This is a genomic window from Streptomyces sp. NPDC050617 (genome assembly GCF_040654795.1).
Taxonomy (GTDB): domain Bacteria; phylum Actinomycetota; class Actinomycetes; order Streptomycetales; family Streptomycetaceae; genus Streptomyces.
Genome location: NZ_JBFAIS010000029.1, coordinates 66,408 through 91,272, shown reverse-complemented (window position 1 = coordinate 91,272; position 24,865 = coordinate 66,408). Strand labels below are relative to the sequence as shown.

Genomic DNA, 24,865 nt, shown 5'->3' with positions numbered 1-24,865 from the left:
CCCTCCCGAGCCCCTCGGAGCCCGACTTGCGTACCGCCGACATCCGCAGCCGCTTCCTCGACTTCTTCGCCGAGCGGGGTCACACCGTGGTCCCGAGCGCGCCGCTGCCCACCCCGGACCCGACGCTGCTCTTCGTCAACGCGGGCATGGTTCCCTTCAAGCCGTATCTGGCGGGCGAGGCGCAGCCGCCGTGGCCGCGGGCGACGAGCGTGCAGAAGTGCGTGCGGACCCTGGACATCGAGGAGGTCGGCCGCACCACCCGGCACGGCTCCTTCTTCCAGATGAACGGCAACTTCTCGTTCGGCGACTACTTCAAGGAAGAGGCCATCGGCTTCGCCTGGGCGCTGTCCACCACCCCGGTGGCGGAGGGGGGTTACGGGCTCGACCCGGACCGCATCTGGGCGACGGTGCACCACTCCGACGCGGAGGCCGCCGAGATCTGGCGGCGCGTGGCGGGGCTGCCGCCGGAGCGGATCGTCGAGCGCGGCGACGAGGACAACTTCTGGTCCATGGGCGTGCCCGGCCCGTGCGGCCCCTGCTCGGAGATGTACTACGACCGCGGCCCGGAGCTCGGGCGCGCGGGCGGGCCGGCCGTGGACGAGGACCGGTACATGGAGTTCTGGAACCTCGTCTTCATGCAGTACGAGCGCGGCGAGGGCGCCGGCAAGTCCGGCTACCCGATCCTCGGCGAACTCCCCCGCCGCAACATCGACACCGGCATGGGCCTGGAGCGGATGGCGACCCTCCTCCAGGGCGTCGACAACCTGTACGAGATCGACGAGACCCGTCCCGTGCTGGACCGCGCGGCCGAGCTGACCGGCTCCCGCTACGGCGCCGACGCGCAGGCGGACGTACGGCTGCGGGTCGTCGCCGACCATGTGCGCACCGCCCTGATGCTGCTCGGCGACGGGACGGCCCCCGGCAACGAGGGCCGCGGGTACGTGCTGCGGCGCATCCTGCGCCGGGCCGTGCGCTCGGTGCGGCTGCTGGGCTACCAGGACCCGGCGCTGCCGGAGCTGCTGCCGGTGGCCCGCGACTGCATGGCGCCGAGCTACCCGGAGGTCGCCGAGGAGTTCGACCGCATCGCCCAGCAGGCGTACGCGGAGGAGGACGCGTTCCGTTCGACGCTGCGTCAGGGCACGACGGTGCTGGACGCGGCGGTCGCCAAGGTCAAGGAGTCGGGCGGGCGTTCGCTGCCGGGCGCGCAGGCGTTCCTGCTGCACGACACCTACGGCTTCCCCGTCGAACTGACGCTGGAGATGGCCGAGGAGCAGGGCGTCGAGGTGGACCGCGAGGGGTTCACGGCGCTGATGACCGAGCAGCGCGAGCGCGCCCGTGCCGACGCGCGGGCCCGCAAGTCCGGTGTCAGCGCGGACACTTCGGCGTTCCGCACCGTCCTCGACGCGAACGGCCCCACCGACTGGCGCGCCTGGGAGACCCTGCAGACGGACTCCCGCGTCCTGGCCGTGCTGGGCGCGGACGGCCCGCTGCCGGTCGTACGCACCGGCGAGATCGCCACCGTCGTCCTGGACCGCACCCCGTTCTACGCGGAGTCGGGCGGTCAGGAGAGCGACGCGGGGCTGTTGACCGGGGCGTCGGCAGAGGCCGAGGTGCTGGACGTGCAGCGGCCGCTGCCGGGGCTGGTGGCCCATCAGATCCGGGTCACGGCGGGCGAGTTGGCGACCGGCGACGCCGTACGGGCCGCCGTCGACCCGGAGTGGCGGCTCGGCGCCCGGCAGGCGCACTCCGGTACGCACGTGCTACACGCGGCGCTCCGCCAGGTGCTCGGCCCGACCGCGCTGCAAGCCGGTTCGTACAACCGGCCCGGATCGCTGCGGCTCGACTTCCCCTGGCGCGGCGCGCTCGGCCCGAGCGCCCGCAGCGAGGTGGAGGAGGCCGCCAATCGCGCGCTGCGGCGCGATCTGCCGGTGGACGTGAAGTGGATGAGCCTGCCCGAGGCCAAGGAGCTCGGGGCGCTCGCCCTCTTCGGCGAGACGTACGGGGAGCGGGTGCGGGTCGTCGAGATCGGCGGCGCGTGGTCGCGCGAACTGTGCGGCGGCACGCATGTCGAGCACGCCTCGCAGGTCGGGCTGATCGCGCTGACCGGCGAGTCCTCGGTCGGCGCGGGGATGCGCCGCCTGGAGGCCGCCGTGGGCGTCGAGGGCTTCGGCTACCTGGCCCGCGAACGGGACCTGGTGGCCCGCCTCGCCGAGCAGCTCCAGGCCCCGCGCGCCCAGCTTCCCGACCGGGTCGCCTCGCTGCTCGACCGGCTGAAGGCCGCCGACCAGCGCGCCGAGGACCTGCACCGCCGGGCCGCGCTGGGCCGCGCCGCCGAGTTGGCGGCCGCCGCTCGGGATGTCCACGGCACGCTCATGGTCACCGCCACCACGGACGGCGACGGCGGCGACGCCCGTACCTTGGCCCAGGCCGTACGCGACCGACTGCCGGGCGAGCGCCCCGGCGTGGCCGCCGTCGGGGCGACGGCGGGCGGCAAGGCGGTGGTGGTCGTAGCCGTGAACGCGGCCGGCCGCGCCGCGGGCTTGTCCGCCGCCGCTCTCGTCAAGGGCCTCCTGGACGGGCGCGGCGGCGGCAACGACGAGACCGCCCAGGGGGGCGGCCTGCCGTCGGACCGTCTGGGTGCCGCCATGGACGGCCTGCCGGGCCTGCTGACCGGCCCCTGACAAACCGCTGCGCGCGGGGCGGCGACTGCTCGCGCAGTTCCCCGCGCCCCTAAGGTCCGTAGGCCCTGCCGCGGTCGATCGCCTGCGGGCCACCTGTGGCTGAGCGCGCAGTTCCCCGCGCCCCTGAGGTCCACGGCGCTCACGCCAGTTGACCACCTGCGGGTCGTGGAGGGTCGCTCGCGCAGTTCCCCGCGCCCCTAAGGTCCGTAGGCCCTGCCGCGGTCGATCACCTGCGGGCCGCCCGCGGCTGAGCGCGCAGTTCCCCGCGCCCCTTAGGCGCGTGGGCCCTGCTGCAGTTGGTCGGCCGCAGGTCGTCGGTGGGGTTGTAGCCTCGCGTCGATGCTCTGTGCGACCAGCCGCCTGCAACCCGCAGCAAAACCGCGCCCGTAGGGGCGCGGGGAACTGCGCGGGCAACCACCGACGACGGGCAGCCGACCACCGCAGCGCGAGCACGCACATCAGGGGCGCGGGGAACTGCGCGATCAGCCACCGACGGCCGACAGCCAACCGACCGGAGCTCAGTCCGCCCGACAGGGGCGCGAGGAACTGCGCGAGCAACCAACCACAACCCGCAGCCGGTCGACCACAGCGCGACCCTGCCCGTAGGGGCGCGGGGAACTGCGCAAAGCGGCCCGGTGGTCAGCCGCCCGCCATTCGCGCGAGCCGCTCGCGCAGCGTGGCGGCGAATTCCTCGGCTCGCGCCAACTGCGTACGCAGCTTGGCGACGCGCTCACCGGCGGCCTGTTCGAAGCCGCTCACTCGTTCCAGGAGCGTGGCCCGCTCGCTCTCGGTCACGTCCTCGCCGGAGTCGAGGCGATCCGTGGCGGACAGCAGGTCCCGCATTTCCTCCAGGGAGAAGCCGAGCGGCTTCATTCGGCGGATGACCATGAGGCGAGCCACATCGGCCTCGGTGTAGAGGCGGAAGCCGCCCTGGGAGCGGGCCGAGGGGACGACGAGCCCGCTCTCCTCGTAGTGCCGGATCGTACGGAGCGACAGCTCGGTCCGCTCGGCGACCTCGCCGATCTGCATGTGCTTGCCGTCCACGCCCTACCCCTGGCCCTCTCGTTCCGGTGCCGTCACGGCCGTACGCCGCCCCCGCCGATCTCTACCCTTACGTTAGGGTAGAGTTCCCGGTGCCCGAGGGCCGCCGTGTGACGCGCGTGTCCATGATGCACGGCACCCCCGCCGACCGGCGGCCCGGCACCATCCCCAGCACCCTTCGCGCCCTGACAGGTTCCCCCTTGCCTCTTTCCGTCCCGTCCCCGACCGCGTGGCTGCGCGGCGCCCGTACGTACCGGCTGTCGCCGAAGGTCCTGCGCACCGAGGTGCTGGCCGGCCTGGTGGTGGCGCTGGCGCTGATCCCCGAGGCGATCTCCTTCTCCGTCATCGCGGGGGTCGATCCGAGCATCGGCCTGTTCGCCTCGTTCACGATGGCCGTCACCATCTCCGTCGTCGGCGGCCGGCCGGCGATGATCTCCGCCGCGACCGGCGCCGTCGCCCTTGTCATCGCCCCGGTCAACCGGGAGCACGGGTTCGGCTACCTGGTGGCGACCGTGATCCTCGCCGGTGTGCTCCAGATCGTCCTCGGCGCGCTCGGCGTCGCCAAGCTGATGCGGTTCGTGCCCCGCCCGGTGATGGTCGGCTTCGTCAACGCGCTGGCCGTGCTGATCTTCCTGGCCCAGGTGCCTGAGCTGCGGGACGTACCGTGGCCGGTCTATCCGCTCGTCATCGGCGGGCTGGCCCTGATGGTGCTCTTCCCGCGGATCACCAAGGCGGTACCGGCCCCGCTGGTCTCCATCGCCATCCTCACCGCCATTACTCTGGCCGCGGGGATCGCCGTGCCCACGGTCGGCGACAAGGGCGCGCTGCCCTCCTCGCTGCCGGCGCCCGGCCTGCCCGACGTGCCCTTCACCCTCGACACGTTGACGACGATCGCCCCCTACGCCCTCGCCATGGCGCTGGTCGGGCTGATGGAGTCGCTGATGACGGCCAAGCTGGTCGACGACATCACCGACACCCGTTCCGACAAGACCCGCGAGTCCGTCGGCCAGGGCGTCGCCAACATCGTCACGGGCTTCTTCGGCGGCATGGGCGGCTGCGCCATGATCGGCCAGACGATGATCAACGTACGGGTCTCCGGCGCCCGTACCCGCCTGTCCACCTTCCTCGCCGGGGCCTTCCTCATGGTCCTGTGCATCGTGTTCGGGCCGATCGTGTCCGACATCCCGATGGCCGCGCTGGTGGCCGTCATGGTCATGGTGTCGGTCGCCACCTTCGACTGGCACTCCATCGCGCCGAAGACCCTGAAGCGGCTGCCGGCCGGCGAGATCGCCGTCATGGTCGTGACGGTCGCCTGCGTGGTCGCCACGCACAATCTCGCGATCGGCGTCGTCGTGGGCACGCTCGCCGCCATGGCGGTCTTCGCCAAGCGGGTCGCCCACTCCACCGGCGTCACCTCGGTCGCCGACCCCGACGGCGGGCGGGTCGTGTACGCGGTGACCGGCGAGCTCTTCTTCGCGTCGGCCAACGACGTGGTCGATCGGTTCGACTACGCGGGCGACCCGGACTCGGTCGTCATCGACCTGACGGGCGCTCATATCTGGGACGCCTCTTCCGTGTCCGCGCTGGACGCCGTCGCCGCCAAGTACGCGCAGCGCGGCAAGAGCGTCGAGTTCACCGGCCTGAACGAGGCCGGCGCCCGTATCCACGAACAGCTCAGCGGCGAACTCGCCGGCCACTGACCAGTACGCCCCGCAGGGGCCGCACGCTCAGGCGAACAGGCCCGTGAGCCACTCCCCCCAAGCCCGCTCGGTCTCCTTCTGGTCCGCGCCGGAGGCGAACTCGTGCACGGCGACGCCCACCGGGGCCCCGAAAGCGTCCCGTCCGAAGAAACGGACCATGGCGTCGTCCGTGCGCAGGCCGATGAAGTGCGCGGCGCGGTAGTCGACCACGGCGTCCAGCGGTGCGAGCCCGGCCGGCTCCACCCGGACCCGCGCGCCCTCGGGCACGTCGTCGGCCAGGCCCAGGCCCCGGCGCACCGCCTCGAAGGAACCCGGCGCGCTGGAGACAGCCGGCCCGTCGACGGCGGCGTACGCGGCACGACGTCCCGGGAAGTGCGCCAGGTACTGCCGGAGGGTGTGCAGGTAGAAATCGGTGTGCTGGTTGGCGCCGTCGTACTGGTTGTCCCAGTCGTCCACGAAGATGCCGCTGTGCACGTAGCGCACCCAGGAACCGTTCTCGCGGGGTTCGATGACGTGGTCGAGCTGGTTGAGCGTCTGGTTCTCCGCGCCCTCGACCTCGCCCTCGCTCCGGGCGGTCAGCCGGTGCGGCGGGTCCCAGGCGGTGACGGTGCCGCCGAAGGGCGCGGCGCCGCCCGTACGCGGCTCGTACTCCATCGGCCAGAGCCAGCCGCCCGTACCGGTGGTGATCGCCTCCCAGACCTCCTCGGGCGGTGACGGGACCTCGAACTCCCGGACGATCTCGAATTCCTTACCCATGGCGATGTCTCCTGCGGTTCGCGTCGGTCACTTCTCGACTGCTGTTGATGGAGCTTCCGTTGGTTCGCGCGTCGGCCGCGGCCCGGCGGCCTCCGCCTTGACGGCCGGATGCACGGCGATGACGAGGCGGTGCTCCCGCCCGCCTTCGGCCGACTCGCTGTGGTACTTGCCGACCAGGGCGCTGACGCCCCGCGTCAGTTCCTCGACGAACGCGGCCCGGTCGGCGGCGGAGGCGAACCGCACCTCTCCGTCCAGGGCGAACGTCGCGAGCCGCTTACGGGACTTCGCCGCCCCAGTGATCAGCGCGCCCGCGTCGCGCACCAGGCGCGCGGCGACGGCGAGCAGCCAGCGGGCGGAGAACTGGTCGCGGAAGCGTGCGGGGTCGGGCTGCACCTCGGCGAGGGCGAGCGGGGAGATCACGTACGAGGCGGCGGTGGCCCGCATGAGCCGCTCCGTGACGCTGCCCTTCCTGCGCTCCCCGAACAGCTCGATCAGACCGTGCCGCTCCAGCGCCTTGAGGTGGTAGTTCACCTTCTGCCGGGCCAGGCCCACCTTCGCGGCCAGCATGGCGGCCGAGGCGGGTTCGACCAGCTCGGCGAGGAGCCGGGCCCGTATCGGGTCGAGCGAGATCTCGGCGGCGGCGGGGTCCTCGATCACTGTCACGTCCAACATGGCCCCACCCTCTCACCGACAATTATTTTTGTCCAGACTCTTTTGCCTGTCGGCAGACCCGATGGAAAAGGGCGGAGCCCACGACACTCGACCGGTGTCGTGGGCTCCGCCCCTCGCTGTTGTGTGTACGCCCGGCAGGGCCGCCGCTCACCAGGCGGCGGGCGCGTAGTCCTTGAGGAAGCAGCCGTACAGGTCCTCGCCCTGCTCGCCGCGGACGATCGGGTCGTAGACCCGCGCCGCGCCGTCGACGAGGTCCAGCGGGGCGTGGAAACCGTCCGCCGCCAGCCGCACCTTGTCCGGGTGCGGGCGCTCGTCGGTGATCCAGCCCGTGTCGACGGCGGTCATCAGGATGCCGTCGGACTCCAGCATCTCCTGGGCGCTGGTGCGGGTGAGCATGTTCAGGGCGGCCTTGGCCATGTTGGTGTGCGGGTGGCCCGCGCCCTTGTAGCCGCGGCTGAACTGCCCCTCCATCGCGGAGACGTTCACCACGTACTTGCGGCGCGCCGCGGCCGCGGCCATCGCCGGGCGCAACCGGCTCACCAGCACGAACGGCGCCGTCACATTGCACAGCTGCACTTCGAGCAGCTCCACCGGGTCGACCTCGTTCACCCGCTGGATCCAGCTGTTCGTCGCGTCGAGGTCCGGTACGAGCCCGCCCGCGTCGATCGCGGTCCCCGCCTCGACCCGCGCGAGCGACGCCGAGCCGCTGGTCAGCGCCAGATCGGTGAGGGTCTGCGGGGTCAGCGCGTCGTGGCCGGCGATGGCCGGGCCCGGCAGCTCGGGCTGCGCGCCGCTGCCGAACGCCCCGAAGACGACGGACCGCGGCAGCTCCCCCGCCGGCAGCGGGCCCGCCTCGGCGTTGATCAGCTCGCGGTACGCCTGCGGGGAGCGCCGTACGGTCTGCGCGGCGTTGTTGATCAGGATGTCCAGCGGGCCGTCCGCGCTCACGGAGTCGGCGAGCGCCACGACCTGCGCGGGGTCGCGCAGATCGATGCCGACGATCTTGAGGCGGTGCAGCCAGTCGCCGCTGTCCTCCATCGCCTTGAACCGCCGGATGGCGTCGTTCGGGAACCGCGTGGTGATCGTGGTGTGCGCGCCGTCGCGCAGCAGCCGCAGCGCGATGTACATGCCGATCTTGGCCCGGCCGCCGGTGAGCAGCGCGCGCCGCCCGGTCAGGTCGGCGCGGGCGTCGCGGCGCGCCCGGTTCTGCGCGGCGCAGTCGCGGCACAGCTGGTGGTAGAAGGCGTCCACCTCGACATAGCGCGTCTTGCAGATGTAACAGGAGCGCGGGCGCTCCAGGATGCCGACGATCTCGGCGGAGGAGGTGGCGGCGAGCGGTATGCCGCGCGTCTCGTCGTCGATGCGGTCGGCGGCGCCGGTGGCCGTGGCCTCGGTGACGGCCTTGTCGTTGGCGGTCTTCGCGGCCCGGCGCTCCTGGCGGCGGCGCTGCTTGACCGTGCGGTAGATGCCGGAGGTGGCGCGGCGGATGGCGATGGCGTCGGGGTGGTCCACGGGCAGTTCGTCGAGCTCCGCCAGAACGCTCAGACAGACGGCCATACGCTCCGCGTCGATGCCGGGGGCGTTGGTGTCGATACCGGGGGCGTCCGCGCCGATGCCCGAAGTGTCCGCGTCGATGCCGGGGGCGTTGATGTCGGCGCCGGGGGCCTCCGCGCCCGGCGCGCCGGCCTCCGTGCGGCCTCCCGGCGTCGGTTCGCCGCCCTGGGCGGGGATCGCGGGCTGTCCCGCCCCTGCCGGGTGCTCGGCCGCCTGACCGGCCCTGTTCTCTTCAGTGACCGTCATCGCCGGTGCCGTTTCCCACTCTGTCCGTCTGCTCTGATTCGAGCCTCAGCTCTGTTCAACTCTCAGCAGAACTTTACTTGACGTTTTCGGCCCGGCTGCGGCCCAGCCTCACCGGCCCAGGCCGTACGTCCGTACCGCCGTCCCCGCGAAGACCGCCGCCCGCTCGGCCGGGTCGAGGCCGCCCGTCAGCTCGCGCGCGGCGGCCAGGACCTCGGCGTACGAGGCGGCGAGGCGGCAGACCGGCCAGTCGGAGCCGAACATCAGCCGGTCGGGGCCGAAGGCGTCGAGCACGGTGTCGGCGTACGGGCGCAGGCCGTCCACCGTCCAGGTCGCCCAGTCGGCCTCGGTGACCAGGCCGGAGAGCTTGCAGACGGTGTTGGGCAGCGCGGCGAGCGCGCGTACGGCGTCCGACCAGGGCCGGAGCTCCCCGGCGGCGATGGGCGGTTTGCCCAGGTGGTCGAGGACGAAGGTGAGCTGTGGCAGGGCCGCGGCGGCGGCGCGGGCGGCGGGCAGCTGGTGGTCGAGGACGACGAGGTCGTACGCGAGACCGGCCGCGGCGACCGCCGCCAGCCCGCGCCGCACGTCGGGGCGGAGCAGCCATTCCGGGTCCGCCTCGCCCTGGACCTGGTGGCGGACGGCCGCCAGCCGCTCGCCGCCGGGCAGCTCGCGCAGGGCGGCGAGGGCGTCGGCGACGCCGGGTGCGGTGAGATCGGTCCAGCCGACGACCCCGGCGATCAGCTCGTCCTCCGCGGCGAGCGCGAGCAGCTCAGGCGTCTCCTCGGCCACCGTGACCGTCTGGACGACCACGCTCGCGGTGACCCCGGCGGCCACCGCCTCCGCGCGGAGGTCGGCCGGGGCGAAGTTCCTCCGCAGCGGTGCCATCCGGGGCACGGTGATCCAGTCCTGGTCCCGTACGGCCAGGTCCCAGACGTGGTGGTGGGCGTCCACGATCCCGGTCGGGGGCGCGGCGCTCCGGTCCGTGCGCTCTGTCGTCACGGCGTCACAGTTCCCATACGACGGGCAGCCCGGCGGCGGCTCCGTCCGGCGAGTAGTCGTGGGCGCTCTCCAGCAGTTCGCCCATCCGCGTCTGCCAGGCGACGTTGACCGGCAGTTTCTCCAGCTCCGCGAGCATCCGCGGATAGTCGGGGCACTCGATGAGGTGGAAGAGGTCGGTGCCGCTGCGCCAGATGGTCCACGAGGCGGCTCCGGCGGCCCGGATGGCGGCGACCAGTTCGGCGGGCACGTCGCGGTGCGCCGCCTCGTACTCCTCGATCCGCTCGGGGCGGACCGTGGTGTGCAGGGCGATCCTCATGGCAGTTCCAGCTCCTGGGTCGGTCGAAGAAACGGTACGGGCGTACGGGCGTATGTACGGGGCGGTACGGGCGCGGGGCGGCGGGCTCGGCGCGGGGCGTTCAGCGTCCCGTCGGCACCGGCGCCCTCTCCGGCAGCAGCCCGCTCCCCCGCAGTTCGGCCCAGAACTCCGCGGGCACCGGCCGCCGCAGCAGTTCCGCGCCGTCGCGGACCTCGCTCGCCGAGCGGGCGCCGACCAGGACGCTCGCGACGGCCGGGTGGCCGAACGGGAAGTGCAGGGCCGCCGCCCGCAGCGGTATGCCGTGCCGCTCGGCCACCCTCCGCGCGGCCAGCGCCCGTTCCAGCACGGGCCGGGGCGCTCGCTCGTAGTCGTACCGGGCGCCGGGGCGCGGGTCGGCGAGCAGCCCGGAGTTGAAGACCCCGCCGACGACCACGCTCTTGCCGCGCGCCGCCGCCTCGGGGAGGAGTTCCGTCAGGCCGCTCTGGTCGAGGAGGGTGTAGCGGCCGGCGAGCAGCACGGCGTCGACGTCGGTGTCGCGCAGGAAGCGGGCGAGCGGCGCGGCGTGGTTCATGCCCGCGCCGATCGCGCCGACGACGCCTTCGGCGCGGAGCCGTTCCAGGGCCGGGTAACCGTGGTCGAGGGCCTGTTCCAGGTGGTCGTCGGGGTCGTGCAGGTAGACGACGTCGACGCGGTCCAGGCCGAGCCGGGCGAGGCTCGCCTCGATGCCGCGCAGCACGCCGTCCGCGCTGAAGTCCCAGATCCGGCGGTGGGTGGCGGGCACGGCGAAGCCGCCCGCGGTGTCCTCGCCGACCGCCGCGGGGTCCGCCTCCAGCAGCCGTCCGACCTTGGTGGACACGGTGTACTCGGCGCGCGGCCTCTCGCGCAGGGCGGCGCCGAGGCGGCGTTCGGAGAGGCCGAGGCCGTAGTGCGGCGCGGTGTCGAAGTAGCGCAGGCCCGCGTTCCAGGCCGCGTCCACGGCCGCCCTGGCGTCGGCGTCGCTCACGGGGGTGTAGAGGTTGCCGATGCCGGCGGCGCCGAAGGACAGTTCGGTGACGGGGACCGTGCCGCGGCCGAGCCGTATGGTCCTCACCGCTCGGCCGGGCGCAGTCGCAGGCCTTGCATTCCGCCGTCGACGGCGAGGGCCGTGCCGGTGACGGAGGCGGCGGCAGGGCTCGCCAAGTAGGCTATGGCGGCGGCCACTTCACCGGCCGTCACCAGACGGCCCATCGGCTGACGGGCGTTCAGCGCGGCCCGTTCGGCCTCGGGGTCGTCGGCCGCGTCGAGCAGCCGGCCGACCCAGGGGGTGTCGGCGGTGCCGGGGTTGACGCAGTTGACCCGGATGCCCTCGCGGACGTGGTCGGCGGCCATGGCGAGGGTCAGCGAGAGGACGGCGCCCTTGCTCGCCGAGTACAGGGCGCGTTGCGGGAGTCCGGCGGTGGCGGCGATGGAGCAGGTGTTGACGATCGCGGCGTGCGCGGAGCGCCGCAGGTGGGGAAGGGCGGCCCGGCTGGTGCGGACGACGCCCATGACATTGACGTCGAGGACGCGGCGCCATTCCTCGTCGCCGTTGTCGGCGACGGTGCCGGCGGCGCCGATGCCGGCGTTGTTGACCAGGATGTCGAGGCCGCCGAGGTCGGCGGTGGCCGCCTGGACCGCCGCGCGTACGGACGCGTCGTCGCCGACGTCGGCCGCGTAGCCCAGCAGCGGCTTCCCGGCCGCTTCGGGGTCGAGGTCGAGCACCGCGACGCTGGCGCCGCGCTCCGCGAGCAGCCGGGCCGTTGCCAGCCCGATACCCGAACCTCCGCCGGTGACAAGGGCGTTGAGTCCCTGAAGTCCCGTCATGCCGCTGCTCCTTCTGATCCGTCTGTGCCGTTCGGCCCTCGGGCGGCGCGGTCGGCGACCCAGAAGTCGCCGTCCGGGTAGGTGTATTCGGCGATGGACTCGGGCCGCATGGCGGCCGAGAAGCCGGGGGCGAGCGGCGCTTCGTAGTGCCCGTCGCGGATGCGTACGGGCTGCGTGAAGTGCTCGTGGAGGTGGCCGACGTACTCGATGGCGCGGTCGTCGGTCGTGCCGGAGAGCGCCACGTAGTCGAACATCGACAGGTGCTGCACGAGCTCGCACAGTCCGACGCCGCCCGCGTGCGGGCAGACGGGGACGCCGTATTTGGCGGCGAGCAGCAGGATGGCGAGGTTCTCGTTGACGCCGCCGACGCGGGCCGCGTCGATCTGGACGACGTCGAGCGCGTCGGCCTGGAGCAGCTGCTTGAAGACGATCCGGTTCTGTACGTGCTCGCCGGTGGCGACCTTCACGGGGGCGACGGCTCGGCGGACGGCGGCGTGGCCGAGCACGTCGTCGGGGCTGGTGGGCTCCTCGATCCAGTAGGGGTCGAACTCCGCGAGGGCGTTGGTCCAGTCGATGGCCTCGTGGACGTTCCAGCGCTGGTTGGCGTCGATGGCGATGCGGATGCCGGGGCCGACGGCGGCGCGCGCGGTGCGCATCCGCCGGATGTCGTCGTCGAGGTCCGCGCCGACCTTGAGCTTGATCTGGGTGAAACCGTCGGCGACGGCTTGCCGGGCGAGGCGGGTGAGCTTCTCGTCGCCGTAGCCGAGCCAGCCGGGCGAGGTGGTGTAGCCGGGGTAGCCGCGGGCGAGGAGCCGCTGGATCCGTTCGGCGGCGCCGTCCCGGCCGCGCCGCAGGAGGCCGAGGGCTTCCTCGGGGGTGAGCGCGTCGGCGATGTAGCGGAAGTCGATCTGGGAGACGAGCCATTCGGGTTCGGCGTCGGCGAGCAGTCTCCACAGCGGGCGGCCGGCGCGTTTGGCGGCGAGGTCCCAGGCGGCGTTGACGACGGCGCCGATGGCCATGTGCATCACCCCCTTCTCGGGCCCCAGCCAGCGGAGTTGGCTGTCGCCGGTCAGGTCGCGGCTGAGGGAGCCGGGGTCGGCGCACAGTTCGGCGAGGGGCCGGCCGACGACGTGGGCGCGGAGCGCGCCGATCGCGGCGACCTGCACGTCGTTGCCCCGGCCGATGGTGAAGGTGAAGCCGTGTCCCTCGGCGCCGTCGGCCGCGTCGGTGCGGAGCACCAGGTAGGCGGCGGAGTAGTCGGGGTCCGGGTTCATCGCGTCCGAGCCGTCGAGCTCCCGCGAGGTGGGGAACCGGATGTCGTACGTGTCGAGCGCGGTGACGCGCGGGACAGTTGAAGACACGGTGGGCCTCTCAGGCTCGGGCGGAGGCCCGGCGCCGGCGGCCGGGCTCTTCGAAGTCGGGGTCGCCTCTGTAGGACACGGGCATTCAGTCCTGGGCCCTGCCGGTGGTCACGCGGGCGATCATCAGGGCGATGAGGATGATGCCGCCGTAGATGGCCTGGATCCAGAAGGACGGCACCTGGGCGAGGGTCAGCAGGTTCTGTACGACGCCGAGCAGCAGTACGCCGGTGAGGGCGCCGAACATGGTGCCCTTGCCGCCGTCGAGGCTGATGCCGCCGATGACCGCGGCCGCGAAGACCGTGAAGATCATGTTCTGGCCCTGGTTGGCGTTGATCGCGCCGACGTAGCCGGTCTGCATCAGCCCGCCCACGGAGGCCAGGACGCCGGCGACGATGTAGACGCCGAGCATGACCCGCTGGACGCGGATGCCTGCGGCGGCCGCGGCGTCGGGGTTGCCGCCGATGGCGTACAGGGCGCGGCCCCAGCGGTGGTACTTGAGCATGAAGCCGGCGGCGCCGAAGCAGCCGGCGGCCAGCCAGACGGAGAGCGGGATGGTCGCGAAGGTGCTGGTGGCCAGGGTGTAGAAGGCGTCGGGCATGCCGAAGAGGGTCTTGCCCTTGGTCGCGCCGACGAGCAGGCCGCGCAGCACGATGAGCATGGCGAGGGTGACGATGAAGGCGTTGAGGCGGAGCTTGACGACGAGGACGCCGTTGAACGCGCCGATGGCCGCGCCGACGACGGCGATGGCGAGGAGCGCCGCGCCGGTCGGCCATCGCGTGCCGAATCCGGCCTGGGCGGCGGGCAGGACGAGCAGCGCGCCGAGGGCGGGGGCGATGCCGACGACGGACTCCAGGGACAGGTCGAACTTGCCGGTGATCAGGACCAGCGATTCGGCGAGGACCACCATGGCGAGGGCGGCGGACGCGCCGAGGATGGAGATGATGTTCCGCTCGGTGAGGAACGAGTCGTTGAGCAGCGCGCCGAGCACGAGCATCAGGATGAGGGCGGGTACGAGCGCCAACTCCCGCGCTCTGCGCAGCAGTACGGATTTTCCGGCCGTCCGGCCGCGTTCGGCGGCGCCGCGGTCCCGGCCGGTGTCCGAGGCCGACGGGGCCTTGGTGTCAGCCACGGTCCACTCCTTCGATCGAGGCGATCAGCTCGTGTTCGTGCCAGCCGGCCGCCAGGTCGGCGACGACGCGGCCGTGGAAGAGCACCAGGACCCGGTCGCAGCGGCGCAGGTCGTCGATCTCGTCGGAGACGACGAGCACGGCGGTGCCGTCCTCGCTGGCGCTGTCCGCACGGGCGAGCAGCGATTCCTTGGACTTGACGTCCACGCCCGCGGTGGGGTTGATGAGGATGAGCAGCCGGGGGTCGCCGGCCAGGGCGCGGGCCATCACGACTTTCTGCGCGTTGCCGCCGGAGAGGTCGGAGACCGGCTGGTCGGGGCCTTCGGCGTGGATGTCGAGGCGGCGGACGAGGGCCTGGGCGAGGGACCGCTTGCGTGCGGTGGAGACGAAGCCGTACCGGCCGAGGCGGTCGGGGACGCTCATGGTGGCGTTGTCGCCGATGGTCATGCCGTAGACGAGGCCCTGTTCGTGGCGGTCGCGCGGCACGCAGCCGACGCCGGCCTTGAGGGTCGCGGGCACGTCGCCGAACGGCAGCGGTACGCCGTCGAGTTCGGCTGTTCCGGAGGCCGGTTTGCGGAGTCCGGCGAGGGATTCGGCGAGCTGGATCTTGCCGCTGGTGCTGCTGCCCGCGAGCCCGACGACCTCGCCCTCGCGGAGGGTGAGGTCCACGGCTTCGTACGCCTCGCCGGTCAGCCGGCGCACCGCCAGGCGTACGGGCGCGTCCTCGGCGGCGGTGCGGGCGGCGGTGCTGCGGGCGGCGGGTGCGGACTCCCCGGCCATGGCCTCGACGAGGGCGGCGCGCGGGAGGTCGGCGACGGGGGCGGTGGTGATCCAGCGGGCGTCGCGGAGCACGGTGACGGTCTGGCAGACCTCGTAGACCTCTTGGAGGTGGTGCGAGATGAACAGGAAGGTCACCCCGGACGCCTGGAGGGCCCGCATGCGGGTGAAGAGCCGTTCGATCTCGCGGTTGTCGAGCTGGGCGGTGGGTTCGTCGAGGACGATGAAGCGGGCGCCGAAGGACAGGGCGCGGGCGATCTCGACCATCTGCCGGTCCTCGACCTTAAGGTCGGCGGTGCGGGCGTCGGGGTCCACGCGGACGTCCCAGGCGTCGAGCAGGGCGGCGGCCTCGGTGCGGAGCCTGCGCCAGTCGATGACGGAGCGTCGGGTCGGCTGGCGGTTGATGAAGAGGTTCTCGGCGACGGTGAGTTCGGGCACGACGGTGGGCTTCTGGTAGACGCAGGCCACCTTGGCGCGCCAGGCGTCGCGGTCGGAGAGCGGCGGCGCACTCTCGCCGTCGAAGGCGATGGTCCCCTCGTCGGGCGGCTGGAGTCCGGTGAGGATGGATACGAGGGTGGACTTTCCAGCGCCATTGCGGCCGACCAGGGCGTGTGATTCGCCGGGCAGTACGGTCAGCCGGCCGTCGCGCAGGGCGACGGTGGGTCCGTAGCGCTTGGTGATGCCGGCGGCCTCGACGAGGGGGCGCGGGGCGGTGTCGGTGCTCATTTCGCCGTGTTCACTGTGTTGCCCCACAGCTTCTTGTCGTCCACGTTGGCCTTGGTGACCAGCGGGGTGGGCAGTTGGTCCTCCAGGACGCCGCTGGGCAGCTCGACGATCGTGGAGCCGTGGTCGGTGGGGCCGGGCTTGAAGGTCTTACCGGCCATGGCGGCCTTGATGTAGTACATGCCGTACTTGGCGTAGGCGTCGGCGGGCTGGGAGAGGGTGGCGTCGATCTCGCCCTTGCGGATCGCGTCGAACTCCTGCGGGATGCCGTCGTTGGAGACGATGGTGATGTGGCCGCTCTGCCCGGCCTTCTTGAGCATGCCCTTGCTCTTGAGGGTCTGGAGGGTGGGGGCGAGGTAGACGCCGCCCGCCTGCATATAGATCCCCTTGATGTCGGGGTTGGCGTTGAGCAGGGTGTCGAGCTTGGAGGCGGCGGTGTCGGACTCCCATTTGGCGGGGATCTCCAACACCTTGACCTGGGGGTACTTCTGCTTCATGCAGGTGCGGAACGCCTCGGAGCGCTCCCGGCCGTTGACCGAGGCGAGGTCGCCCATGATCTGCACGACCTTGCCGGAGGGCTGCTGCTTGCCGAGGTATTCGCAGGCCCGCGTCCCGTAGGCGACATTGTCGGCGCGTACGACCATGGCGACCTTGCCCTTCTCCGGGGCGACGTCGACGGCGACGACGGGGACGCCCTTGCGGTCGGCCTGGTCGAGTCCGGCGGCGATGGCGGCGCTGTCGAGGGGGGCGACGACGAGGCCGCGCACGCCCTGGTTGAGCTGGTTGTTGATGTCGGTGATCTGCTGGGCGGAGTCGCTGTTGGAGTTGACGGTCCCCAGCGCGTCGACGCCCTCGGCCTTGGCCATCTTGGGCACGTAGTCGTTGTAGGACTGCCAGAACGGCGAGGTCAGCAGCGGCACGATCACTCCGACCTTGCCGTCGCCGCCCTTGCCGCCCCCGCCGGACGCGGTGTCCTTCGTGCTGCCGCATGCCGTGAGCGCCAGCGCGGCGCAGGCCGCCGCCGCCATCGCGCGCACGGCCCGCGTGCTCAACCTCGCCTGCCTACCGGTCATCTGACGGCTCCTCACCAAGGACGGCGCTGGGTCGCGGGCCGGTTGCCGGGACCGGCCGCGCCGAATATTTATCAGACCTCTTGGCCAGCACAACACCCCTCGTACGGCGATTTCCGCGACTTGAAGGAGTATTGGTCCGATCACTTGCGTGGGTAGACTGCCGCGACACGGACGCCGGGAGGGGAACCATGGAGGACATCACACCCCCCAAGGGGACAGTGACGCAGCGCGCGATCGAGCAGATCAAGGCGATGATCGCGGACGGCCGGCTGGAGGCCGGGCAGCGGCTGCCCACCGAGCGCGACTTGGCGGTTCAGTTGGGCATCTCCCGCTCCTCGATGCGGGAGGCGATCCGCGCGCTGACCGTCCTCGGCGTGCTCCAGGCCCGGCACGGCTCGGGGATCTACGTCACCCGGCTGGAGACCGGCGACCTGCTGGAGACCTTCGGGGTCGTCGCGCAGATCTCCCGCGGCCCGCGGCTGGTGGAGCTGATGGCGGTGCGGCGCATCCTGGAGTCCACGGCGACCGCGCTCGCCGCGGCCCGGATAACCGACGAGCAGCTAGCCGCCGTGGCGGAGCACCTCCAGGCGATGAACGCCACCGACGACCCGGAGGAGATCCTCGCCGCGGACCTGGCCTTCCACCGGGCGATCTGCCTGGCGGCGGGCAACGACTCGCTGGCCGCGATCGTGGAGGGCCTCTCCTCCCGTACCTTCCGGGCCCGCGTGTGGCGCGGCTACCAGCAGGAGGGCGCGTACGACCGTACGCGCAAGGAGCACGCCCGTATCCACCGGGCGCTGGCGGACCGCGATCCGGAGGCGGCGCGGGTGGCCGCGGCGGCGCACGTCGGCGAGGTGGAGGAGTGGCTGCGCGCCCAACTGGACCCGATGGCCTGAGCGTTGCCACGGGCCGGGCGGCGGGCCCGGGCAAGCGCGACGCCCCCGCGGAGGAGTAGGCGCGGGGGCGTGCGGTCTTGGGGTGTTACCGAATATTACGGGTCGTCAGCAGGTCTGCCAGAGCCGCGACATGACGCGGACTCCGAATCGCAGGCCCTCCAGCGGGACCCGCTCGTCCACGCCGTGGAAGAGACGGCCGTAATCGAGGTCATGCGGCAGCTTGAGGCCCTTGAAGCCGAAGCAGCGGATGCCGAGCTTGCTGAACGCCTTCGCGTCCGTGCCGCCCGGGTTGCAGTACGGCACGGGGTGGCCGTCCGGGTCCTCGGCGCGTACGGCCGCGCACATCGCGTCGACCAGGGGCCCCTCGAAGGGGGTCTCCATGCCGATGTCGTGGTTGACCCACTCCCGGCTCACCGAGGGCAGCAGCAGCTCGTCGATGGTGTCGATCAGCTCCTGCTCATGGCCGGGCAGGAAGCGGCCGTCGACGCGCGCGGTGGCCTTGCCGGGGATCACATTGGTCTGGTAGCCGGCCTGGAACATGGTGGGGTTGGCCGAGTTGCGGAGCACGACCTGCATGAAGTCGGCGACCGGGCCGAGCTTGGCGAGGCTGCCCTCGATGTCGTCCTCGTCGAAGTCGACGCCGTAGAGGCGGGCGGCCTCGGCGAGCAGCTCACGGACCGGCTCGATCAAACGGATGGGGAAGGTGTGGCGGCCGATGCGGGTGAGGGACTCGGCGAGGTCGGTGACGGCGTTCTCGTCGTTGGGCGAGGAGCCGTGCCCGGCCCGGCCGCTCGCGGTGAGCTCCATCCAGGCCATGCCGCGCTGCGCGTTCTCGATCGGGTAGAGGCGGCGGTCGTCGTCGATGGCGAAGGAGAAACCGCCGCCCTCGCCGATCGCCTCGGTGACGCCCTCGAACAGCTCGGGCCGGTGCTCGACCAGCCAGTGGCCGCCGAACTTGCCGCCGGCCTCCTCGTCCGCGAGGAAGGCCAGCACCAGGTCGCGGGAGGGGACCGTGTCCGTACGGGCGAAGTGCCGGGCGGTGGCGAGCATCACCGCGACGGTGTCCTTCATGTCGATCGCGCCGCGCCCCCACAGGTAGCCGTCGCGGATCTCGCCGGAGAACGGCGGCACCTGCCACTCGGCGGCGTCGGCCGGTACGACGTCGAGGTGGCCGTGGACGAGGAGGGCGCCGCGCGCGGGGTCGCTGCCCGCGATCCGGGCGATGACGCTGGCCCGGCCGGGGGCGCTCTCGATCAGCTCGGAGTCGATGCCGACCTCGGCGAGCTTGCCGCGGACCCAGTCGGCGCAGGCGCGCTCGTCGCTGGTGGGGTTGGAGGTGTCGAACCGGATGAGCTCCCGGCAGAGGTCGACGACCTCCTCCTCGGCGGGGCTGTGCTGGGTGTCGGTGGTGTTCATGCCGCTCCCATGGGGGTTGCTTCGCGGGCGTCGGGAAGGCTGGTGTCCCCGTCGTCCAGGGTGGAGGTGCCGTAGCTCTTGATCCAGCCGAGGCCGCCGAGTACGCAGTACAGGACGAAGGCGGTGAGCAGGGAGTTCAGCGCGGGGATGCCGGCGGTGACGAACTTGCCGACGCAGAACGCGGCGGCCCAGATCACCAGGGACATCGGCACCCAGGTGGGCGCGGACGCGGGCAGCGTCTCGGCGTCGCGGGTGGCGTCCAGGGGCTTGCGCATCCGCCGCACCACCCAGTACTCGGCCACGATGATGCCGCCGATGGGCGGGATCGCGACGCCGAGCGTGGAGAGGAACTCGGTGAAGTGCTCCATGACCCCGATCGCCGAGAGCACGGTGCCGACGATGCCGAGTCCGACGGTGACGACGCCGCGGTGCAGCCGCTTGCCGAAGACGACCTGGAAGAAGTTGACGATGCCGAGCGAGGAGCCGTACAGGTTCCAGTCGTTGATCTTCGCGGTGGAGAGGATGACCACGATCGCGCCGACCGCGCCGGAGGTGGAGAGCACGATGTGGGTGACGTCGCTGCTCTTGACCAGATGGCCGAGGAGCACGCCGATCATGCCGACGATGTACTCGGAGAGGATCATGGAGGAGGCGCTCTGCACGAAGACGTGCGAGCCCTTCTTGTTGTAGCGCGTCATCTCGGGGGCGACGATCGCGCCGGTCATATAGCCGCCGGCGATGGCGGTGGCGGCGACCGCGAGCGGCAGGTGCTCGCCCGGCGGCGGGGCGCTGATCAGCTCGGAGACCGAGTGGTGCATGAGCGTGGTGGTGACGGACCAGGCGATCAGCGCGAAGAAGAGCGGGGTGGCGATCTTCGCGAGCAGCGCCATGTATTTGAAGCCGAAGATCACCAGGGCGGTGATGGCGACGCCGGCGACCGCGCACCACAGCGCGGACGGGCCGCCGACCAGGGCGGCGACGCTGTTGCCGAAGATCGTGTTCTGCACGCCGAACCAGCCGACCAGGCTGACCGCGATGACGAGGCTGACCAGCGCGGAGCCGTTGCGGCCGAAGCCGATCCAGCGGGTGAGCAGCGGGGTGGCCAGGCCCTCGCGCATGCCGGCCAGACCGATGGCGAAGATCACGATTTCGAGGATGACCGCGCCGAGCGTGAAGGCGAGGAACGCCTTGCCGAAGGTCATGCCGACGCCGATGGTGGCGCCCAGGGTGAACTGGGAGAGCGAGCCGGACTGGCCCAGCCACTGGAGGAGCATGGTCCAGAAGCCGAATCGCTCGGTGCGCGGGACGCGGGACAGCGCGTAGTCGTCGCTGCCCACCGCCTTCGTTTCGGTGACTGCCATCAGGACTCCTGTGCTCTGCCGAGGGTCTGGAGGTGTGCGAGGGACCCGTAGCGGCCCACGAGGTTGTCGAACTCCACCTCGTCGTGGAAGTCCAGCCGCCCGTCGCCGTACGCCTTGGCGACCTCGATCGCGTACCGGGCGGCGGTGGCGATGTCGCTCTCGTGGCTGGCGCCGGTGGCGCAGCCCGGGACGGCGGCGGCCGAGGTGATCGCGAGCCCCACGACGGGGGCGGCGGTGGCCGTGGCGGGCTGCAGAATCGAATTGATGTGGTGTACACCATTACCGTACGGCGTGATGTCCTGGGTCGTCACGGGATATGTGACCAGGGGCTCACCGGAGACGACGGCCAGCAGCTCGCCGAGCTGGTCGGCGACGCGCAGCACCCAGCCCTCCTTGACGGTGGGCGACAGCGCGAGGCCCCGGTGGTTGATGATGCGGTTGCCCTTGGTGGTGTCGATGGACAGGACCGCGTCCATCTCGTCCGTGACCTCGTGCCGGTTCATGGTCGCGATGTCGACGGGCGAGCCCATGAAGGGCACCGGGTCGTGCGGCTCGGTGGGCGCGCTGGGGCAGATGTGGGTGGCCACGATCACGTCGCCGGGCAGGGTGTCGCCGCGGCGCCGCATGTCGAGGAGTTTGGCGGCGGCGGCGATGGCCGAGGCGGCGCCGTCGGCGTCGGAGACCATGCCGGTGACCTCCGGGCGGGCGCCGACGCCGCCGAGCCGGCCGACGACGCCGAGGGTGCGGGCGCTGCCGCCGCCGCTGCGGCCGGCGGTGCCGGGGATGCGGACGAGCACGAAGTCGGTGGAGCCCCGCTCGCCCTGGACGGTGGTGACCTGCGCGCCCGAGCCTTCGGGGCCGGCGACGGTGTCGAGGTAGTCCACGACGTGCTTGCCGGAGGCCGCGGGGTCGTCCAGGAGGTCCACGACATCCAGCACATACTTCAACATCAGCCGCTTCTTTCACTGTTCCGGGCGGGGGTGTTCCCAGCAGATTGAGGTGGGATAGCGTTGAACGCAAGAGTTTCCCGTTATCTGCAATCGAGGTCTGCATGGTGAGATACCCAAGGGGGGTGCCCCGGCGATGACCGACCACCACGCGGACCGCCGGACCCCGCCCGGCCTGCTCCAGACCGTCGACCGGGCGCTGCTAGTCCTGCTCGCCTTCGAGCGGACCCGCCCGGACTGGGGGGTGACCGAGGTCGCCGAGGAGTTCGGCTGGGACACCTCGGTCGCGCAGCGGCTGCTGGCGACGCTGGCCGGGCGCGGCTTCCTGGTCTCGGACCCGGCCACCCGGCGGTACCGGATCGGCCCGGCCGTGCTGCGGCTCGGACGGCTGTGGGAGCGGTCGGGGACGCTGGAGCTGCTGGCCCGGCCGGTGCTGGAGGAGCTGTGCCGCGAGACCGGCGACACGGTGCTGCTGTGCGTGCCGGACAGCTTCCATATGCGCTGCGTCGCGGCCGTCGAGGGCGAGTCCGGGCCGCTGCGCTACTACCCGCTGGTCGGCGAGCTGTACCCGGCGCACGCCGGGGCCACCAGCAAGTCCTTCTACGCCTTCCTCCCCGACGACCAGCGCCACCGGCTGTTCCGCGACCGCCCGATGGCGCGGTTCACGGAGCGCACCCAGACCGACCCGGGCCGGCTGGAGGAGGAGTTCCGGCAGGTACGGGCGCGGGGGCACGCCTGGACGGTCGGCGAGTACGACGCGGGGGTGGCCACCCTCGCCGTCCCCCTGTTCCTGGGCCGGGAACCGTACGGCAGCCTCAGCCTGGGCGGCGCCGAGGAGCGCTTCCCCGACGGTCCCGAGGACCGCCTCGACACGCTGCGCCGGGCGGCGCACACGCTGGAGAAGCGGCTCACGACTCCCCCGCAGCGGTCGGCGCGCCGCCCGCAGAACTGACCCTCCCCCCAAGACGATTCGAAGAGGAGCACCACCCATGGACCTTCTCCTGCTGTCCAACTCCACCCAGCACGGCCAGGGTTACCTGGCGCACGCCCTGGACACCGTCACCAGCTTCCTGCCCTCCGGCGCCCGACTCGCCTTCGTGCCCTACGCGTTGGCGGACCACGACGCGTACACCGCGCGGGTGCGCGGCGCGCTGGAGCCGTCCGGCATCACGGTGCGCGGCGTGCACGAGAGCGGCGACCCGCTCGTCGCGCTCGCGGACGCCGACGCGGTGTTCGTCGGCGGCGGCAACTCCTTCCGGCTGCTGAGCGCGCTGTACCGGACGGGGCTGCGGGACGCGCTGCGTACGGCCGTACGGGGCGGGCTGCCGTACATGGGGGCGAGCGCGGGCACGAACATGGCGGCGCCCAGCCTGCGCACCACCAATGACATGCCCATCGTGCAGCCGCCGTCCTTCGAGACGCTCGGCCTGGTCCCGTTCCAGATCAACCCGCACTACCTGGACCCCGACCCGCTGAGCACGCACAAGGGCGAGACGCGCGAGGAGCGGCTGACGGAGTTCCTGGAGGAGAACGACGTGCCGGTGCTGGGGCTGCGCGAGGGCTCGTGGCTGCGGGTCGCCGGCGAGCGGGCGACCGTCGGCGGCGAGCGCCCGGCCCGGCTGTTCGCGCGCGGCGCGGAGCCGCGGGAGCTCGCGGCGGGCTCGGACGCCTCGTTCCTGCTGACGGCAAAGGCCGCCTTCGACTCCCCGACGCGCCGAGCGGCCTGAGCCCGTTCCTTCCGGTCCGCGGCGAGTGGTACGGATACGGCCATGGAGTGGTTCGCCTCGTCCGACTACTGGCTCGCCCGGCTGGTCTTCCAGCGGGGGCTGGCCGCCGTCTATCTGATCGCCTTCGTGGCGGCGGCCGGCCAGTTCCGCGCGCTGATCGGCGAGCGGGGGATGCTGCCCGTGCCGGAGTACGTGGCACGGGTCCCGTTCCGGAAGTCCCCCAGCGTCTTCCACCTCCGCTATTCGGACCGGTTCTTCGCCGCGTGGGCGTGGACGGGGGCGCTGCTGGCGGCGGCCGTCGCGGCGGGGGCGGCCGACGCGGTGCCGCTGGGGGCGTCGATGGCGATGTGGGCGGCGCTGTGGGCGCTGTATCTGTCGATCGTCAACGTCGGACAGGTCTGGTACGGGTTCGGCTGGGAGTCCCTGCTGCTGGAGGCGGGTTTCCTGGCCGTCTTCCTCGGCAACGCGCGCACCGGGCCGCCGGTGATGGTGCTCTGGCTGCTGCGCTGGCTGCTGTTCCGCGTCGAGTTCGGCGCGGGTCTGATCAAGATGCGCGGCGACCGCTGCTGGCGGAAGCTGACCTGCCTGGACTACCACCACGAGACCCAGCCGATGCCGGGCCCCCTGAGCTGGTTCTTCCACCGGCTGCCGCGCCCCGCGCACCGGGTGGAGACCGCGGCCAACCACATCGCCCAACTCGTCGTGCCCTTCGGTCTGTTCGCACCGCAGCCGGTGGCGACCTGGGCGGGCGCGGCGGTCATCGTCACCCAGCTGTGGCTCGTGACATCCGGCAACTTCGCCTGGCTGAACTGGCTGACGATCCTCCTGGCCGCCAGCGCCATCGACGCCACCCGCCTCCCGGCCCCCGCACCGCCCCACTTCGCCCCTCCCCCGGTATGGTTCGAGGTTGCCGTACTGGCCGTCACCGTCCTTGTCCTGGCGCTGAGTTACCGCCCCGTCCGCAATCTCCTCACCCGCCGTCAGCGCATGAACACCTCCTTCGAGCCGCTGCGCCTGGTGAACTCCTACGGCGCGTTCGGCAGCGTCAGCCGCACGCGACGGGAGGTGGTGATCGAGGGGACGCGGGATACGGAGATCACGGAGGGGACGGTGTGGCGGGAGTACGAGTTCTATGGCAAGCCCGGCGAGCCGCAACGATGGCCGCGCCAGTTCGCGCCCTTCCATCTGAGGCTTGATTGGATGCTCTGGTTCGTGCCCCTCTCCCCGGCGTACGGCCGCTCGTGGTTCGACGGCTTCATCGAGCGGCTGCTGCTCAACGACCGCGACACGCTCCGCCTGCTCCGTCACAACCCCTTTCCAGACCGGCCTCCGGGTTACGTTCGCGCCCGTATGTTCCGGTACCGGTTCACGACCTGGCGGGAGCTCCGCGAGACAGGAGCGTGCTGGCACCGGGAGTACGAACGCGACCTGCTCCCACCGGCCCGCCTCGCCGCGCGGGAGGAGCCACGCACCCGCCCCGGCATCTGATGCCGACGGCTGCGATGAGTCTCGGCTACAGATCCTTGACCATCACCGCGTACAGGGGCGCGTCTTCGAATCGCTTTTCCGTCCCATCCTGACCGGCGCCCGAGCGGTACATATGTGCGCCAAGGACGCGTACAAAGGATCCCTGCGAGCAACGGAGGACGCCCG

General features: G+C 72.1%; 21 protein-coding genes. 6 read left to right on the top strand and 15 right to left on the bottom strand.

All coding sequences use genetic code 11. The features are described 5' to 3' along the window. Positions 1-26 precede the first annotated feature (26 nt). Positions 27-2,681, top strand: a complete 2,655-nt coding sequence (gene alaS / locus AB0I49_RS30785; protein WP_363230412.1) for an alanine--tRNA ligase — start codon at positions 27-29, stop codon at positions 2,679-2,681. Positions 2,682-3,320: 639 nt separating this feature from the next. Here alaS and AB0I49_RS30780 read toward each other — a convergent pair. Next, positions 3,321-3,725 (bottom strand): MerR family transcriptional regulator, encoded by a 405-nt coding sequence (locus AB0I49_RS30780; protein ID WP_363230411.1) that lies wholly within the window; start codon positions 3,723-3,725, stop codon positions 3,321-3,323. Positions 3,726-3,832: 107 nt separating this feature from the next. On the opposite strand from AB0I49_RS30780, the gene AB0I49_RS30775 reads away from it, so the two are divergent. Beyond that, on the top strand, positions 3,833-5,422 hold the full coding sequence (locus AB0I49_RS30775) for a SulP family inorganic anion transporter (RefSeq protein WP_363230410.1): 1,590 nt from the start codon (positions 3,833-3,835) through the stop codon (positions 5,420-5,422). Positions 5,423-5,449: 27 nt separating this feature from the next. On the opposite strand, the gene AB0I49_RS30770 is transcribed toward AB0I49_RS30775, so the two are convergent. The 11 genes from AB0I49_RS30770 to AB0I49_RS30720 all read right to left on the bottom strand — a co-directional run bounded on the left by AB0I49_RS30770 (position 5,450) and on the right by AB0I49_RS30720 (position 16,865). After that, a complete protein-coding gene (locus AB0I49_RS30770; protein WP_363230409.1) occupies positions 5,450-6,178 on the bottom strand; it encodes an SRPBCC domain-containing protein in 729 nt (242 codons plus the stop codon). Between the two features lie 27 nt (positions 6,179-6,205). Next, the gene (locus AB0I49_RS30765) at positions 6,206-6,850 is read right to left on the bottom strand and encodes a helix-turn-helix domain-containing protein (protein WP_363230408.1); all 645 of its coding nucleotides are present in this window, start codon (positions 6,848-6,850) and stop codon (positions 6,206-6,208) included. A 147-nt stretch (positions 6,851-6,997) separates the two neighbouring features. Then, the gene (locus AB0I49_RS30760; protein ID WP_363230441.1) at positions 6,998-8,407 is read right to left on the bottom strand and encodes an SDR family NAD(P)-dependent oxidoreductase; all 1,410 of its coding nucleotides are present in this window, start codon (positions 8,405-8,407) and stop codon (positions 6,998-7,000) included. Between the two features lie 351 nt (positions 8,408-8,758). Further along, positions 8,759-9,646, bottom strand: a complete 888-nt coding sequence (locus AB0I49_RS30755; protein WP_363230407.1) for an amidohydrolase family protein — start codon at positions 9,644-9,646, stop codon at positions 8,759-8,761. A 4-nt stretch (positions 9,647-9,650) separates the two neighbouring features. Beyond that, complete coding sequence (locus AB0I49_RS30750; RefSeq protein WP_363230406.1) at positions 9,651-9,962, bottom strand: L-rhamnose mutarotase; 312 nt, start codon at positions 9,960-9,962, stop codon at positions 9,651-9,653. Between the two features lie 100 nt (positions 9,963-10,062). After that, positions 10,063-11,052, bottom strand: a complete 990-nt coding sequence (locus AB0I49_RS30745) for an aldo/keto reductase (RefSeq protein ID WP_363230405.1) — start codon at positions 11,050-11,052, stop codon at positions 10,063-10,065. After that, the gene (locus AB0I49_RS30740; RefSeq protein ID WP_363230404.1) at positions 11,049-11,804 is read right to left on the bottom strand and encodes an SDR family oxidoreductase; all 756 of its coding nucleotides are present in this window, start codon (positions 11,802-11,804) and stop codon (positions 11,049-11,051) included. The genes AB0I49_RS30745 and AB0I49_RS30740 overlap by 4 nt, the downstream gene beginning before the upstream one ends. Then, complete coding sequence (locus AB0I49_RS30735; RefSeq protein WP_363230403.1) at positions 11,801-13,165, bottom strand: L-fuconate dehydratase; 1,365 nt, start codon at positions 13,163-13,165, stop codon at positions 11,801-11,803. The genes AB0I49_RS30740 and AB0I49_RS30735 overlap by 4 nt, the downstream gene beginning before the upstream one ends. Positions 13,166-13,250: 85 nt before the next feature. After that, complete coding sequence (locus AB0I49_RS30730; RefSeq protein WP_363230440.1) at positions 13,251-14,207, bottom strand: ABC transporter permease; 957 nt, start codon at positions 14,205-14,207, stop codon at positions 13,251-13,253. 79 nt (positions 14,208-14,286) lie between these two features. Beyond that, positions 14,287-15,795 (bottom strand): sugar ABC transporter ATP-binding protein, encoded by a 1,509-nt coding sequence (locus AB0I49_RS30725; protein ID WP_363230402.1) that lies wholly within the window; start codon positions 15,793-15,795, stop codon positions 14,287-14,289. Continuing rightward, complete coding sequence (locus AB0I49_RS30720; RefSeq protein ID WP_363230401.1) at positions 15,792-16,865, bottom strand: sugar ABC transporter substrate-binding protein; 1,074 nt, start codon at positions 16,863-16,865, stop codon at positions 15,792-15,794. Before AB0I49_RS30720 ends, AB0I49_RS30725 begins: the two co-directional genes overlap by 4 nt. 188 nt (positions 16,866-17,053) lie before the next feature. Here AB0I49_RS30720 and AB0I49_RS30715 point away from each other — a divergent pair, with 188 nt between their 5' ends. Continuing rightward, entirely contained in the window at positions 17,054-17,761 is a 708-nt protein-coding gene (locus AB0I49_RS30715; RefSeq protein WP_363230400.1) for a FadR/GntR family transcriptional regulator, read from the top strand. Between the two features lie 105 nt (positions 17,762-17,866). Here AB0I49_RS30715 and AB0I49_RS30710 read toward each other — a convergent pair whose 3' ends face one another. The 3 genes from AB0I49_RS30710 to AB0I49_RS30700 are packed head-to-tail and all read right to left on the bottom strand — an operon-like array spanning position 17,867 to position 21,488. Beyond that, complete coding sequence (locus tag AB0I49_RS30710; RefSeq protein ID WP_363230399.1) at positions 17,867-19,177, bottom strand: M20/M25/M40 family metallo-hydrolase; 1,311 nt, start codon at positions 19,175-19,177, stop codon at positions 17,867-17,869. Continuing rightward, positions 19,174-20,538 carry a cytosine permease gene (locus tag AB0I49_RS30705; RefSeq protein ID WP_363230398.1) on the bottom strand — a complete coding sequence of 455 codons (1,365 nt, stop codon included), beginning with the start codon at positions 20,536-20,538 and terminating at the stop codon, positions 19,174-19,176. Before AB0I49_RS30705 ends, AB0I49_RS30710 begins: the two co-directional genes overlap by 4 nt. Continuing rightward, on the bottom strand, positions 20,538-21,488 hold the full coding sequence (locus tag AB0I49_RS30700; protein ID WP_363230397.1) for a DUF1177 domain-containing protein: 951 nt from the start codon (positions 21,486-21,488) through the stop codon (positions 20,538-20,540). The genes AB0I49_RS30705 and AB0I49_RS30700 overlap by 1 nt, the downstream gene beginning before the upstream one ends. 133 nt (positions 21,489-21,621) lie before the next feature. On the opposite strand from AB0I49_RS30700, the gene AB0I49_RS30695 reads away from it, so the two are divergent. Genes AB0I49_RS30695 through AB0I49_RS30685 form a run of 3 tightly spaced genes read left to right on the top strand, consistent with a single transcriptional unit; the run spans position 21,622 to position 24,700 of the window. Continuing rightward, a complete protein-coding gene (locus AB0I49_RS30695) occupies positions 21,622-22,437 on the top strand; it encodes an IclR family transcriptional regulator (protein WP_363230396.1) in 816 nt (271 codons plus the stop codon). Between the two features lie 37 nt (positions 22,438-22,474). After that, positions 22,475-23,212 carry a dipeptidase PepE gene (gene pepE / locus AB0I49_RS30690; protein ID WP_363230395.1) on the top strand — a complete coding sequence of 246 codons (738 nt, stop codon included), beginning with the start codon at positions 22,475-22,477 and terminating at the stop codon, positions 23,210-23,212. A gap of 42 nt (positions 23,213-23,254) precedes the next feature. Then, positions 23,255-24,700: a lipase maturation factor family protein gene (locus AB0I49_RS30685; protein ID WP_363230394.1), complete on the top strand. Its 1,446-nt coding sequence runs from the start codon at positions 23,255-23,257 to the stop codon at positions 24,698-24,700. The last annotated feature ends 165 nt before the right edge of the window (positions 24,701-24,865 follow it).